This is a genomic window from Rhizobium sp. 05N49 (assembly GCF_056396805.1).
The window spans coordinates 99,728-114,593 of sequence record NZ_JBFTME010000017.1 but is presented as its reverse complement, the minus strand read 5'-3'; the positions used below and the strand labels follow the sequence as shown (position 1 = coordinate 114,593).

The 14,866-nt window shown below is 59.8% G+C and carries 11 protein-coding genes; 9 read left to right on the top strand and 2 right to left on the bottom strand.

Translation table 11 applies throughout. The features are described 5' to 3' along the window. The first annotated feature begins 110 nt into the window (after window positions 1-110). The 5 genes from AC1DF8_RS27520 to AC1DF8_RS27500 all read left to right on the top strand — a co-directional run bounded on the left by AC1DF8_RS27520 (window position 111) and on the right by AC1DF8_RS27500 (window position 6,131). Entirely contained in the window at window positions 111-1,004 is an 894-nt protein-coding gene (locus tag AC1DF8_RS27520; protein WP_478155785.1) for a LysR family transcriptional regulator, read from the top strand. A gap of 398 nt (window positions 1,005-1,402) precedes the next feature. Next, a complete protein-coding gene (locus AC1DF8_RS27515) occupies window positions 1,403-1,813 on the top strand; it encodes a GlcG/HbpS family heme-binding protein (protein WP_478155784.1) in 411 nt (136 codons plus the stop codon). 56 nt (window positions 1,814-1,869) lie between these two features. Then, complete coding sequence (locus tag AC1DF8_RS27510) at window positions 1,870-2,922, top strand: NAD(P)-dependent alcohol dehydrogenase (protein WP_478155783.1); 1,053 nt, start codon at window positions 1,870-1,872, stop codon at window positions 2,920-2,922. A gap of 49 nt (window positions 2,923-2,971) precedes the next feature. Next, window positions 2,972-3,148 carry an aldehyde dehydrogenase family protein gene (locus AC1DF8_RS27505; protein WP_478155782.1) on the top strand — a complete coding sequence of 59 codons (177 nt, stop codon included), beginning with the start codon at window positions 2,972-2,974 and terminating at the stop codon, window positions 3,146-3,148. Window positions 3,149-3,269: 121 nt separating this feature from the next. Further along, window positions 3,270-6,131, top strand: coding sequence for an ATP-binding protein (locus AC1DF8_RS27500; protein WP_478155781.1), 2,862 nt, complete (start codon window positions 3,270-3,272; stop codon window positions 6,129-6,131). 216 nt (window positions 6,132-6,347) lie between these two features. On the opposite strand, the gene AC1DF8_RS27495 is transcribed toward AC1DF8_RS27500, so the two are convergent. Together AC1DF8_RS27495 and AC1DF8_RS27490 are read right to left on the bottom strand one after the other, a co-directional pair. Next, the gene (locus AC1DF8_RS27495; RefSeq protein ID WP_478155780.1) at window positions 6,348-9,197 is read right to left on the bottom strand and encodes a winged helix-turn-helix domain-containing protein; all 2,850 of its coding nucleotides are present in this window, start codon (window positions 9,195-9,197) and stop codon (window positions 6,348-6,350) included. A 139-nt stretch (window positions 9,198-9,336) separates the two neighbouring features. Further along, complete coding sequence (locus AC1DF8_RS27490) at window positions 9,337-10,689, bottom strand: MFS transporter (protein WP_478155779.1); 1,353 nt, start codon at window positions 10,687-10,689, stop codon at window positions 9,337-9,339. 282 nt (window positions 10,690-10,971) lie between these two features. Between AC1DF8_RS27490 and AC1DF8_RS27485 the strand changes: the two genes are divergently transcribed. The 4 genes from AC1DF8_RS27485 to mctP all read left to right on the top strand — a co-directional run bounded on the left by AC1DF8_RS27485 (window position 10,972) and on the right by mctP (window position 14,851). Then, complete coding sequence (locus AC1DF8_RS27485; protein ID WP_478155778.1) at window positions 10,972-11,916, top strand: GNAT family N-acetyltransferase; 945 nt, start codon at window positions 10,972-10,974, stop codon at window positions 11,914-11,916. A gap of 176 nt (window positions 11,917-12,092) precedes the next feature. Further along, window positions 12,093-13,133: a glutamine synthetase beta-grasp domain-containing protein gene (locus AC1DF8_RS27480; RefSeq protein WP_478155777.1), complete on the top strand. Its 1,041-nt coding sequence runs from the start codon at window positions 12,093-12,095 to the stop codon at window positions 13,131-13,133. A 37-nt stretch (window positions 13,134-13,170) separates the two neighbouring features. Continuing rightward, entirely contained in the window at window positions 13,171-13,368 is a 198-nt protein-coding gene (locus AC1DF8_RS27475) for a DUF3311 domain-containing protein (RefSeq protein WP_478155776.1), read from the top strand. Beyond that, window positions 13,358-14,851, top strand: coding sequence for a monocarboxylate uptake permease MctP (gene mctP, locus AC1DF8_RS27470; protein WP_478155775.1), 1,494 nt, complete (start codon window positions 13,358-13,360; stop codon window positions 14,849-14,851). The genes AC1DF8_RS27475 and mctP overlap by 11 nt, the downstream gene beginning before the upstream one ends. Window positions 14,852-14,866 lie beyond the last annotated feature (15 nt).

Below are 14,866 nucleotides of genomic sequence, written 5' to 3'. Positions count from 1 at the left end.
GGGAATTTTTTCGGTTCCGCGATTTTCGCGCGCGCTCCCCCGGAGTCGCACCTCGCCCAGTTCCGGCGCGCTGAACCGGCCTCGACACAAACGTGATTGGAATATCGGCAATGAACCTCGCATCCTGTCTGTATCTGATCAGGATTGCAGAGCACGGGAGTCTCTCCGGTGCGGCAATCGTCCTCGGCGTGACGCAATCGACCCTCAGTAGGGCTGTTCGTGAGATGGAGTCCGAGCTCGGCGTCGTGATATTTCATCGCGACGGGCGCGGCGTCATCCTTACCGACGAAGGGGCGGTGGTCCTTGAGGCTGCCCGGTCGGTAACCGAGACCTTTGCGGGTCTGCGCGCTTCGCTGGAAGCAATGAGCGGTTCTGTCGGTCGGGTCATTACCGTCGGCATCATGCCGTCGACCGCACTGCTGCTGACCGTTCCGCTGATGGCGAGGCTGAGGACCGACTTTCCCGGGACACAGATGCAGATCGTCGAGGGATCGACGGGACATCTCCTGGAATGGCTGGGCGATGGCAGGCTAGACATCGCAGTTATATACGACAGTTCGGCCATCAGCAGATTCAATCCGGAACCCGTGCTCACCCATCGGCTGCATTTGGTTGCAGCACGCGATGCCACCCCGCTCCTTCCGGAGATGCCTTTCGCAAGCTTGGCGTCCTTTCCGCTGGTCCTCCAGAGCCGGAAACATTCTACCCGCCGGGAACTGGATCACTTGGCAAGCGCGCAAGGAGTGAGGCTCAACATCGTCGTCGAAGCCGACAGCCTGACGGCCATCACGCAATTGGTGTCTTCCGGGCTCGCTTATGGAATTCTGCCTAAGTTCGTTGTCGACCCCGAGACGATGCAGGGAGCCGTCGTTGTCGATCCGGCAATCGAAAGGACGATCTGCCTCGTAACACCGCTTGTGGGGGTGCGTAGCAACGGGGTGACACGCATTATAAGAAGCTTTCGCGACGAGATCAGATCGGTCTATCGGCGCTATTCTCCCTAGGTAACGGGCTAATAATGGAGGCCACAGGCCGGCAGGCAGATGGCGCCAAAGGTCTGCGCCCTCCAGTTGCTAGGCGATCGTCACCGGCTCAACTGCGCTATCTGGTCAAAACGCGGATGAGACGTAATCCCAGATCGTGGGGAAGACACCATTTTCCCTATGCCGAAGCTAAGTGACTGCCGGTGTTTCAGTTTGCAGCAGCCACGACGGTCGTGTCTCGATGGATTCCCTTCGATTCTCAAGCTTTAACGGGTGGCGTTTGCGCTTGGATGCTAGCGTGAGGTCAGAAATTGCAGCGGCAGCTTCGTCCGCTAACCACCAACGCGGTGCATGGTCTGAAGCACGCAGCCCAGCCGAACGATCGGCGCGATAGCAATCTGGATCAAGGACTGATGTTCATGTCAAACGCATCAATCAGGCTCGACGAAGCAAAGCGGATGCTCAGCGCTGCCGAGACCAAGGCCGAAGCGTTCGGTATTGCCTATAACATAGCTGTCGTCGATGTCGGCGGCCATCTCGTCGCGTTCGTCCGTCAGGATGATGCGCTGATCGGCAGTATCGAACTGGCCATCAACAAGGCGGTAACGGCGAGGATCTTCGACAAGACGACGGCTTATCTCGCGACGCTCGCACAACCAGGACAGCCGCTCTACGGGATCCATCAGACAAACCGAGGAAGCGTGGTCATTTTCGGCGGAGGCATTCCTGTCGTCCGCGACGGCCGGATCATCGGCGCGGTCGGGGCTAGCGCAGGATCCGTCGAGCAGGACATCGCCGTCGCCGAGGCCGCAGTCGCGGCAATCGCGTAGGTTCCAGACGAAGTCGTTCCGATGGGAATTCAATCAAGATCGAAGAGGAGAAAGACATGAAAGCGGCCCGCTTATACGAATACAACAAGCCCCTCGTCCTCGAGGAGGTGCCGGTTCCCGACATTCAGCCGGACGAGGTTCTGGTCAGTATCAAGGCCTGCGGAATGTGCCGATCAGACGTTCTGCTCGTGGACGGTTTCTTCACCACCTATGCCGACATTCCGCGGCCCATCACTCCGGGACACGAGATCACCGGTATCATCGACAGGGTCGGCAGCCTGGTGCCGAAGTCAGCGATCAAGGAAGGCGATCACGTCGTCGTGGCGCCCGGCTGGGGTGATGGCACCTGCCGGCATTGCCTGGTCGGTAATACACAGATCTGCGCCAATGTCCGCTGGCCGGGCTTCGGTGCCTATGGCGGGTTTGCGGAATTCATTCCGGTTCCGGCGCGCTACGTGATCAAGGTGGACAAACGCCTTAAATTCGAGGAAATGGCGCCGCTCACCGATGCCGGTCTCACTCCCTACCGTGCGATCAAGAAGCTCCGCAACGCGGGGGCCCTTAACGCAGACCGGGTGATCGGCGTCTTCGGCGTTGGTGGTCTCGGTGCCTACGCGGTACAATATGCAAAGCTGCTTGGAAGTGGCGCGAGGGTGGTTGCCTTTGCGCGCAATCCCGACAAGCTGGCTCTCGCCAAGGAATACGGGGCCGATGATGTCATCAACATCAACGGAAAATCCGTCAGCGACATAGCCGATGAACTTAAGGCAGCGACCGGGCAGGCCGATATCGACGCGGCGGTTGACTGCGCCGGTGCCAAAGAGACCGTGGAACTTGCAACAGGATTGCTGGCGATCAGTGGTCACTACGTCGATGTCGGCTTCATCGCCGATCGCATCGACATCCCGCTCTTTCCCCGCGTCTCCCGCGAGCAGACGATCCAGGGGTCGTTCTGGGGCAACAATACCGACCTCGCCGAGGTCATGGCCTTGGCCGCCAAAAACAAGATCCGCCACACGATCGAGACCTTCTCCTTCGAGGAAATCAATCCCTATCTCGATCGCCTGAGGAAGAATGAGATCGTCGGACGATCCGTCCTGACGTTCTGATTCGGGTACAAGCCGAGCCTGGAAGCGATATCGCCTGGCAGCGGCCAAGTTGTCGCCAGGCAGCGCCTCGCGCATCGGGACCGGATCAATCCGGATCAATATCGCTTCCTCCATCTCGGTGGTACTTTCTTTCGGCGGCGTCAAGCGATCGGGATATGGTCGTGAGCTTCCGGGCGCCGGCATCAGCGAACTTGTGAATCCGAAAATTCAGGAAGCCGGGGATTGAAAAGCGAAGCATGGGCGAGCGCCGGCCAAGCGCGTCGTGACGTCGCGTCAGTTGCGACGGGTGCGCTATGGCTCGACCCGACATTCGACGATTGGCAATCGGTATATATCGGAGTTCTGCGATGGATATATCTGCTGGCCCCACCGATAAGGAGCTGATTTTTTCCTTCGGGTCCTATCGCCTCATACCGAGCCGGCAGCTCCTTCTTTTGGGTGACCAGCCGGTAAAACTCGGCGGGCGCGTCTTCGACATGCTGCGCCTGCTCGTGCAGCGTGCGGGCGATCTCGTCGGCAAGGACGAACTCATCGCAGCCGTCTGGCCCGCCACCTTCGTCCATGAGAGCAATCTCAAGGTCAACATGCACAGTCTGCGCCGCACTCTCGGAGACACGCCTTTGCGCCCTACGTATATCGCAACGGTCGGAGGGCGCGGCTACCGCTTTGTTGCGAAAGTGGATGGGTACTATACGAGCCTACCGGAGACGCCTCGCCTTCGTTCAGACCAGGCAGCGGCCGAACCGCTGCCCGATTGGCGGGACATCGTCGGCCGAAACACCGAGATTGCGGAGATTCTCGAGGCCCTGCAACGGGGGCGCCACGTCACAATCGTGGGAACCGGTGGAGTGGGCAAAACGACTGTGGCGATTGCCGCGGGCCACGCCTTTTCGTCCGACTGTCCGGACGGCGTCTGCTTTGTCGACCTTTCGCCGATCGATGATCCCGCGCATCTGCCCGTCACCGTTTTGACTGCTCTCGGTGTGAGATTAAAGGCTGGAGACCAGCCAAATGCGTGCTTTGACGCCCTGCGCTCACGTCGCATGCTGCTCATTCTGGACAATTGCGAACACGTGCTGCCGGCCGCGGTACTTTTTGCAAACGCTCTTGTCGAACCCGGCGGGAACATCAGACTGCTTGCCACCAGCCGGGCGCCGCTTCGCACCTTTGAAGAACGCATCATCAGGATAGAGCCGCTTGCCTCACCGGACCCGGACTCTTGCCCGAGCGTCGAGGAGGCGCTTGGCTTTCCAGCGGTTGAACTGTTCGTCCGTCGCGCCTGGCAATGGACCGGTTATCAACTGGTCGATACGGATTGTTCCAGCATCGTATCAATATGCCGGGCACTGGACGGGCTGCCGCTGGCGATTGAACTCGTCGCCGCAAACGTCGAGACGCGTGGTGCGCAGAAAATGCTTGAGAGCCTGGACAGTTTTCAAGACCTCGAGCACGGCCCGACACGCCAATTTCCGGTACGGCAACAGACACTTATGGCAACGCTCGACTGGAGCTTCCGGCTTCTTTCGCCGGACGAGGCTGCCATCTTTCGCCTCATATCGGTCTTCGCGGATTCCTTTGAATTGGAGGACGTTGCTGCCGTCGCCAGAGCGACAGGGATGAACATGGCCGATGTTGTGACCGGTCTGGGCGGGCTCGTATCAAAATCCCTTTTGGCCGCCGCAGCCCACGGCGAGGTAATCCGCCACAGGCTCCTCGACAGCACGAGACGGTATGCGATCAGGAAGCGCGAGGAGGACTCATCTGGCCCATTGATCGCGCACGCACATGCTCAGCGCATCCTCACGTTGTTCGAGCGCGCCGAAGCCGAATGGAGTTGGCGCGAAGCCGCCGATTGGGCCGGACGCTACACAGGCCGCATCGCCGATCTTAGGGCTGCATTGTCATGGGCGTTCGGCGAAACGGGCGACCCAAACCTTGGCGTGCGCCTCGCCGCGGCGGCGATTCCGCTATGGTCTGAAACCACGGAACAGAACGAAGCACCGAAATGGGTTGAAACAGCACTCTCATGGGCGCAGGCATTAGACTGTTCGGATTTGCTGAAGGCGAAACTCGCCTGTTTCCGGGCCTCGGCTCTCTTCTATGTCGGCGGCCCGGGCGGCAGCGAAGATGCCTGGACTGAAGCCATTTTGTTTGCCCGACGCGCCGACAGCCTTGAGTACGAGCAGCGCGGATTGATTGGCCTATCGCGCTGTCTTCTCAACGCCGGCAGGGTGGGGGAGGCAATTGAATGCCTCAGAAAGGCAGAGGGATCGTCCGACCTCGATAAGGACTGGTCGGGTGCTTTCGATGGACTTCGTGCCCTTGCCTGGACCCGAGCGCATAGCGGTGAGCTGGCATCGGGACGACACGTTCTCAAGCGTCTTGCTGCGCGGGATCCGTTGGGCCGGCGCGCTGCGAACCTGTCCCGCTATGAGTTACAACAGATCGTGACGACCCGCTGCTATTTGACCTTTACTGCCTTTATGACCGGTCATGCAGATCACGCCGCGATGGTCGCGCGCGATGCCGTTGAGGCGTCCGGACGCCTGCAATGTTGGGCATCACAATCGAACGCGCTGGCCCTGGCCGCATTGCCGCTCTCGCTCGAGACGGGAGACATGAATGCGCTGGAGAAACATACGAAACAGCTTCACTCCAACCTCTCGCATGATGGTCTTTCATCTTGGATGCCCGTCTATCGCTACTATTCAGGTCATTTGCGCGACTTGCACGGCGGCGCGGATGGCCTTGCGCGAATAAGGGATGCTGTTGACGAATTTGTCGATTGCCACCGTCTTCATTGGATCGCGATGTATCTTGCCGGTCTGTCACGCGCGCTCGTCCGCCATGGGCGGCTCGATGAGGCAAGAGAGAGGATCGAGACCGCGCTCCTCTATCAGGAGCAACAGGGAGAGCGCTGGTGCCGCCCGGAACTGCAGCGGATTCTAGCATCGATCCTGCTGCGCGACGGACAACGGGAGGATGGCGAGAACCTTCTCAAAACTGCGCTTGCAGAGGCCCGCGCGATGGACGGAGCCCTGTTCGAACTGCGCATACTCAATGATCTGGCCGCCCATTATCTCGAAATCGGCCGCAGTGACGCCGCTGCAGGAGAGCTCGGGACCCTCTATCGGACTTTTTCGGAGGGGTTTGCCACACAGGACCTCATGGCTGCGTCAAGCCTCCTGTCACGGGCCACCGGGAATTGAGGAGCGACACTGAAGTCGTGCTGGCGACGGGCGTGCGAGTGCGGCGAGAGATCGACCGGTCGGGACCCGGAAGGGCGAGCGGGTTGTTCGATAGTCAATCTCTCGTAAGTTGTTTTATTTACGAGTACTCGCTTGAGGCGTCAGAGCCGTTCTCAATGCAGCGCAAGCGTGGGTGGTCCGACAACACAAACACGGGATCGGCGGATTGCATAGCCGTCAGGTCGCTTGCAGGATCGACAGAAGATGTGCAGCCGTCTTGAGATCTGCAGTCTCGAAGCCTTCGCTGAACTTCGCGTACACAGCGGAAAGCGCATCGGCGGCTTTGCGCGAGTGGCCCTTGCCATGCCAGTATTGGGCAAGCGACGTCATCGCTCGCAACTCCCATGACAAGGCCTCTTGCTGTCGAGCGAGCGCGATGGAGCGGGACAACCACGCCTCACCTTGCCGGACATCCGTTTTCAAGAGTGCGACTCCGTGTCGCCGGATTATCTCGGGCGCTGCCCACCCGCATGTCGTTTCCAAAGCCCGATCGGAAAAATCGATCCCCGAGATCTGGCCGTTCAAGGTCGCCAGCGTATGGATCTGGAGGACGCCTTCGGTGCGGATAATTTGCCGGGAACGGGCACTGTCAGTATGTTCCTTTTCCAGAATCCGTTCGTACAATCGCCCCCATGAATTCCAATGGGTCAGCGTGAAGCGCGAAGACTCATTCAGGAGATGCAGGACATGTTCGTACACCTCCTCGGTATCTCCTCTCCAAAATAGGATCGGGCAAGCAGACTGTGAAAGGGTCTGGCAGAGTGCGGCGGCGCCAGCTTGCGGTGCGATGGCGAGCGCTTCCCGTACGACGGCCAGAGCCTGTTCCGCCTGCCCTAGCAGCCAGAGCGAGCGCGACAACATGATCCGCATGGATACGCGTTTATCGATCTGGACGCCGCCGAACGCCAAGGGAATGTTGACGACCGGACTGGCTAGTACGGTGCGTGCGAGCTCAATGGATCGTCGATGCATGCCATTGAAATGCGTCACCTGGGCCAATATTCGCTGTGTACCCAACGTTGCCAGATCATTGGACAGAGTGCGGCCGAGGAAGGCCGCCTCCTCGGCCCAGCGGAGCGCATCGCGGTAGCTACCCATGCCAAAACGGAAGCCGGCCATCAACACGCGAGGTTGGATGCGATATCGGTCCTCGCCCGTCATTTCGGCAAGGTGAAGTGCCCGAGCCACGCCGGCTATAGTGACATCCTGCGGCTCGCCTTGGTTGGAATTCAAGAATCCGTGGAACATGTTGAGCTTCATCTCGGCGACAAGCTCGGGACGCTCCAGTTTCGCGGCAACGACGATGGCGGCGTCGTTGCGCTGACGGAATTCGTCCACCAGACCCATCTGCATACCGAGCGGCATCACAAGGGCGCTTAAACGCACACCTGCTGCAGCGTCGCCTTCCAGCGAGAATGCCCATTGTAAGGCTTGTCGAATATCGTCCACCATAGGAGCGTAGCGCTCGAGCCATGGTGCCCGCGCCGTAACGGCCCACTCGTCTTCTGCGCGCTGCATAATATCGATTGCGAACTGGATGTGGAGCCGGCGCATCCTCTCAATCTCGCCGACCTCGGCGAGCTTCTCGACAGCATAGAGCCGGGTGCTCTCCAGCAACCGGTAGGACATCGTTCCGGGTCCAGGCGTTGGATGCAGGAGGGACTTACGCACCAGGCTTGATAAGGTCTCGATGATCGTCGACGCCGCCAAATATTCGTCGCCGGCAATCATCGTGGCGGCCTCGAGTGAGAACTGACCGGCAAAGATTGCTAAGCGGCGCAGCAGCGCGCGTTCGCTGTAATTGAGGTTTTCATAGGACCAGTCCAGAACCCTGCGCATGGTCTGATGCCGGTCAACAGCTGTGCGCAGGCCTGGAACGTCGAGGCAGTTCTCAAGCCGTTCAGCCAATTCCGCGATGCCAAACACCTCGACGCGGGCGGCGGCAATTTCGATGGCAAGCGGAAGTCCATCCAGTTTCTGGCAAATGGCAATGATAAAGGGGACGTCGTCGACCGTCAGTGGCAGCCCCCGTTCATCCGACGCGGCGCGTTCAACAAAAAGCTCGATGGAGGAATAGCCGAGCGCGTCTCCCAATGTAAGCTGATCGTCGCGAGGAAGCGTCAATGGCATCAGCCGGAAGAGCCTCTCACCGTCCGTCCGGAGCGGCTCACGACTGGTTGCCAGGATGCGGAGCCCGGGCACGCCTTTCAGCAGGGCTTCGCAAAGCGTTGCCGTATCCTCGATGACGTGTTCGCAGTTGTCGAGCAGGAGAAAGACTTGGCGGCTTTCCAGGTATCGGATCAGGCTGGCAGTCGGATCGTCGCTTTCGGCCGACATTTTGAATGCTGCGGCAATAGCAAAGGGCACGAGAAACCCGTGCGCGACAGCGGCGAGGTCGACAAATATCGAGTCGTGGGGGATAGACGAGGAAATTTGCTGGCCGGCGACAAGTGCCGCAGCAGTTTTGCCGATACCCCCCGGTCCAACAATGGTTACCAGTCGGTGCACCTCGACCAGCCGAACGATGCCAATAACGTCTTCATCGCGTCCGATAAGTCTGGCTACCGGAGCCGGAAACCCTCTTGGAGGTTCCAACGGCACGGCGGCATCTGTGCCGCCTGTCGACCATCCCTCTATAAGGATCGATTGTACCGGTTCGATGAACCGATAGCCGACGCCGATGATGTTGGTGATGAATTGTGGACTGTCGGAATCATCGCCAAGGATCTTACGAATTGTTGCGATCTGGACCTTGAGGTTGTCCTCCTCAACGAGTGTCGTTGGCCAGGCGATCTTGATCAGTTCATCTTTCGTCACGATCTCGCCGGCACGTTCAACCATCGCGGTCAAGATTGCCGTTGCCCTACTGCCGATCCGGATTTGACTGCGACCGTCGAAAAGAGCGCGCCGGACAGGATCAAGAACGAAACGCGCGAACGCATATCCCCTTTGGACATGGGGCGCCACAGTGGCATGGCCGTCAACCGGCTTGGTGACGTCGTGCTCGAATTTGATAGCGTCGCTCAACGAGGGCACCATTCGGACAAGCAGTTTTCGGTCTCACCTGCGACCAATCGAAGCATATCATATGGTCTTGTGCTGGTCGTGGGCAACCTTTTGCGGCGCATTTCTTCCGCAATGGCGCGCTTCAAACCGCAGGCTTCTTTTATTCGACAGGACGTCCCGATCGGCCGGTCGGGCCGAACATCGAGATCAGCGAGACAAAAAGCGTGAGCGTCAAGGCGATGATGGCAAACATCGCCAGGGGCCCGTATCCTTTTAGAACTGGCAGCAGCAGAAGCGGCACGAGCACCGAACCGCCGCGGTTGGCCATCCACGCCAAGGACGTCAACTTCGCGCGGTGCGGAGTGGCGATTGCCTCGGCCGTATAAAGGACCAGCACGGGCAGAAAGAGAGAATAGACCATGTTGAAAAGCAACGCGCTCGAGACGAGTAACCACGGTATTCCCGTGGCTGCGAATACCATTCCCAGCACACCCATCACCGTGGCTGTCACAGTCAGGAAGGACTTTCGTTGGAACCTGTCGACGAAGAGGCCGCCGCCCAACGTGCCGATTATCGGTCCAAACGTCGAGATGCCGACGTAAAGCAGTGACTCCTGAACATTCATTCCCTTGGCAACGAGGATCGTCCCCGAAAGGAGGGTGAATCCGACGATTGCCCATGGCGTCAAAACATAGAGGAGCAGGAAAAAGACCGTCTGGCCAATGGGGAGGGAGGAAGAGACTGGGTTCGCGCGCTTCTGTTGTCCCGGCGGCTTGGGCCGTGACCTGTCGAAACCTGTCATCACTGCCGACCGCCTGAACGCGTCGGCTATCTGAGCGGCCTCGGCGAGTTTTCCCTTGCTCAGGAGCCATCGGGGGGATTCTGGAAGCCACCAGAAGCCGAGCGTACACAGCGCCGCCCCAAGGCCGGCTGTGAAAAACCCCCAACGCCACGATTCCAACCCAAGTGGTGCGACCGGAGCAAGAGCAAGCACGAAGAAGATGAAGACGGTCGGACCGAGGTAGCCGATTGCTGTCGCCATGACAATGCAGACGCCACGCCGGCTGGCTGGCAGTATGTCGGTCAAGTAGGAGAACATGAGTGGCGGATAGGCGCCAAGGGCAATTCCGGCCGCGATCCGCGAAACGATGAGAGCGTCGATATTCGCGGCCGCGCCAGCCCACCAGGATGCGAGGGCCAGCAAGGCCATCGCCGAAACCATGGCAATTCGGCGGCCGTAGCGGTCGGCGATCCAACCGAGGGACGGGGCACCAAAGACGGCACCGATATAGACGGAAGCGAGCAGCCACGACAACTGTCTGTCCGAGACCGAATGAGGTGGCGCCGAGAACACGGTAGAAAGAATGTTGCCGAACGCGATCTCCGCCAGATCGAAGGAGAAGGCCACGCAGCAGCCGCAAAGGATGAGCACATGCAGGCGTGTCAGCGGAAGACCGTCGATGTCAGCAGCTTGACACCGTGCTCCGGCCGCGTCGTCCTGAACAGGTGTCATTTTTTGCCTCCGCGATCGGAACTCCCGGCAGTTTGATATCGAAAGCCGTCCGCGCGGTGAAGTAAGACCAGGTAAAATACCCTCCCAGTCGAATGATTTTACCCCCTTTTACCGGTTTCTACCCGCGAAGCGCACGAGAGGCTGGCTACCCATCGTCCCGGAGGGCGCCGGTCCTCAAAACTGTTCACTCAACCCGTGCCCGGACGCACAAATGAAGGGAGCAATCGCGCCGGTACCCGACGCGTCGAGTTCCGGCAAGCCGCCGCAATAGCGCGTCGTGTCGTGCATATCAGTTATGGGGTGCACCCGGCCGGGGCTTGTTCTACGCACAGCCGACGGGCGTCTCGGATGACTGCAGTCAGGATCTCGAGGCGAAGGCAGAAATTTGAACGACCGGTGGTCACTTCAACGAAGGGTGTGAACTTGAACAATGCACGTTGGCAAATACCAGATATCGAGGTCATTGAGGTCATGGCGTTCCAGGATCTTTTCGAACGCGCCCCCCGGTCATTGAAGGATATGGGTGTTTTCGAATGCCGCCAGATCGGCACCGGTCTCGCGATCTCCTTCCCTTCCGCACCCGTTCGAGGGCTCAATCGCATCTTCGGCATGTCCTGCCAGGAAGATCTTGAGATCGCGCATTCGTGGATGAGCGACAGACGGGGAAGTCGGTGGTTGCAGGTCGACGACAGCTTGATGCCGTCGGGTACAAATCGCTGGATCCACGCGTGTGACCTCACCGAGGACAAAAACGGACTTGCGAAACTTCGGCGGTCCGCTCCGGATGCAACGCTTCCACTCCCACCATCGATCGTGGTCCGCAAGGCCCAGGTCCACGAGGCCACGTCATTCGCCGGGTTGATGTGCGAAGGCTTCGGTTTGCCGGCCGACATGATCGAACTCTGGTCCGCCATCGTCGGGCAGAGCGGCTGGTCGTGCTTCATCGCCGACTATGACGGGGTCCCGGCCGGTACCGCCGCCATGTATGCCTGCGGCGGTCTTGCATGGTTCGGGGGAGGATCGACGCTTGCCCCATTCCGCAACAAAGGGGTGCAGAAGGCTCTCATCAATGCCCGCCTGAATGAGGGCGGTGCGATGGGCGTTCGTGAGTTCGCCGTCGAAACGGATCAACCACAATCCGGCGAACCGAACATCTCCAATGACAACCTGAAACGGACCGGGTTTCAAACAGCCTATTTGCGCAAGGCTTACCTTTTCGCCGAATAGCACACGGCTCTGTTTGGCCAGGGCGTTTCCCCGGAATTGGACATGTAAAAAGCGGTCGATCCGTCGCGGCCTTGTGTTTCACCGGTAAGAAATTTTGGTCGGAAGGGAAAAAACGGGCAATCACCGGGCCTGATGGTCGGCCCGCCCAGCAACCCGGGCATCACTGTGAGGACAATATGACAAAGTATAAGCTCGAGTACATTTGGCTCGATGGGTACACTCCTGTACCGAACCTGCGTGGCAAGACACAGGTCAAGGAATTCGATAATTTCCCGACGCTCGAACAGCTCCCGCTCTGGGGCTTTGATGGTTCGTCGACGATGCAGGCCGAAGGCCGCAGCTCGGATTGCGTGCTGAAGCCGGTTGCCATCTATCCCGATCCGGCCCGCACCAACGGCGTGCTCGTCATGTGCGAAGTCATGATGCCGGACGGCGTCACGTCGCATGCAAGCAACGCTCGTGCAACGATCCTCGACGACGAAGACGCCTGGTTCGGCTTCGAACAGGAATATTTCTTCTACGAAAACGGCCGTCCGCTCGGCTTCCCGGAGAGCGGCTACCCGGCTCCGCAGGGTCCGTACTATACCGGTGTCGGCTATTCGAACGTCGGCTCGGTTGCCCGCGAAATCGTCGAAGAGCATCTCGATCTCTGCCTCGCTGCCGGCATCAACCACGAAGGCATCAATGCCGAAGTGGCCAAGGGCCAGTGGGAATTCCAGATTTTCGGCAAGGGCTCCAAGAAAGCCGCCGACCAGATCTGGATGGCGCGCTACCTCCTGCAGCGCCTGACCGAGAAATATGGCATCGACATCGAATATCACTGCAAGCCGCTCGGCGACACCGACTGGAACGGCTCGGGCATGCATTGCAACTTCTCCACCAAGTATATGCGCGAAATCGGCGGCAAGGCCTATTTCGAGGCACTGATGGCCCAGTTCGAAAAGAACCTGATGGACCACATCAATGTCTACGGCCCCGACAACGACAAGCGCCTGACCGGCAAGCACGAAACGGCTCCGTGGAACAAGTTCTCCTACGGCGTTGCCGACCGAGGCGCATCGATCCGCGTTCCGCATTCCTTCGTCAAGAACGATTACCGTGGCTACCTGGAAGACCGCCGCCCGAACTCTCAGGGCTGCCCTTACCAGATCGCGTCGCAGGTTCTCAAGACGATCTCGGAAGTTCCGACTGCCGGCTCCGCTTCGGCAGCAGCCTGATCGACGCCCGGAAGGCCCCTTCTAAAGGTATTCATCAATGACCAAAACATTTGGAAAGGCGGCGCTCTGGCTGCTGCTCATTCCCTATATCGGCCTCCTTTGGGTGCCGTTCTACAATTACCGCGAGCCGGAATTCCTCGGCTTTCCCTTCTTCTACTGGTATCAGCTGCTCTGGGTGCCGATCACCGCAGCCCTGATCTGGATCGCCTACAGGAGCGTGCGCGATGGGGAGTGACATCAACGTAACGGCGCTTTCCGTCTTCATCTTCTTCTTCGTCCTTGTCACGATCATGGGCTTCGTCGCCGCTCGCTGGCGCAAGCCCGAAACGCTTGCCCATATCGACGAATGGGGTCTCGGCGGCCGCTCGTTCGGCACCTGGATCACCTGGTTCCTCGTCGGCGGCGATTTCTACACCGCCTACACGGTCATCGCCGTGCCGGCRCTCGTCTATACCGTCGGCGCCTACGGTTTCTTCGCGCTGCCCTATACGATCATCGTCTACCCCTTCGTCTTCATGGTCATGCCGGTGCTGTGGAAGCGGGCGAAGGAATTCGGCTATGTCACCGCTGCTGACGTCGTGCACGGCCAGTACGGCTCACGCTGGCTGGAACTGGCGGTCGCCGTCACCGGCGTCATCGCAACTATGCCCTATATCGCCCTGCAGCTCGTCGGCATGACGGCAGTGCTCAAGGCACTCGGCCTGCATGGCGAACTGCCGCTCGCCACCGCCTTCATCGTGCTGGCGCTCTATACCTATTCCGCAGGCCTGCGCGCACCGGCGCTGATCGCCTTCGTCAAGGACATCATGATCTATATCGTGGTGATCGCGGCCGTGGCCCTCATCCCCTCGCGGCTCGGCGGATATGCCAATGTCTTTGCCGCAGCGGACGCAGCCTTCCAGGCCAAGGGCGCCGGCAATCTCCTCCTCGGCTCCAACCAGTATGTCGCCTATGCGACGCTGGCGCTCGGCTCGGCGCTTGCCGCCTTCATGTATCCGCATACGCTGACCGGCATCTTCGCCTCCAACAGCGGCAACACGATCCGCAAGAATGCGGTGCTGCTGCCGGCCTATACGCTGCTGCTCGGCCTGCTGGCGCTGCTCGGCTACATGGGCCATGCTGCGCATCTGCAACTGGACAGCGCCAACGATGTCGTTCCGGCGCTGTTCAAGACCCTGTTCTCGAGCTGGTTTGCGGGCTTTGCCTTCGCGGCCATCGCCATCGGCGCGCTGGTGCCGGCAGCGGTCATGAGTATCGGTGCGGCCAATCTCTTCACCCGCAATTTCTGGAAGGCTTACGTCGATCCCGCCGTGTCTCCGGCGGGCGAGGCGAAGGTCGCGAAGATCTCGTCGCTCATCGTCAAGATCGGTGCGCTGCTCGTCATCCTCTTCCTGCCGACGCAGTTTGCCCTCGACCTGCAGCTGCTCGGCGGCATCTGGATCCTGCAGACGCTGCCGGCCCTGGTCTTCGGCCTCTATTCAGGCTGGTTCCGCGCACCCGGCCTGCTCGCCGGCTGGTTCGTCGGCTTCTTCGGCGGCACCTACCTCGTCTGGGAGGCGGGCTGGAAGCCGCTGCACGCGGTGACCATCGGCGGCGCGAGCTTCACCGTCTATACCGGGCTTCTGGCTCTTGCGGCGAACATCGTCGTCGCCGTTGTCGTCAATCTGCTCGTCCCCGCACGGCAAGTCAGCGGAATGCCAAGCCCCAGCGGCCACTGATCGGACGAAATCTCA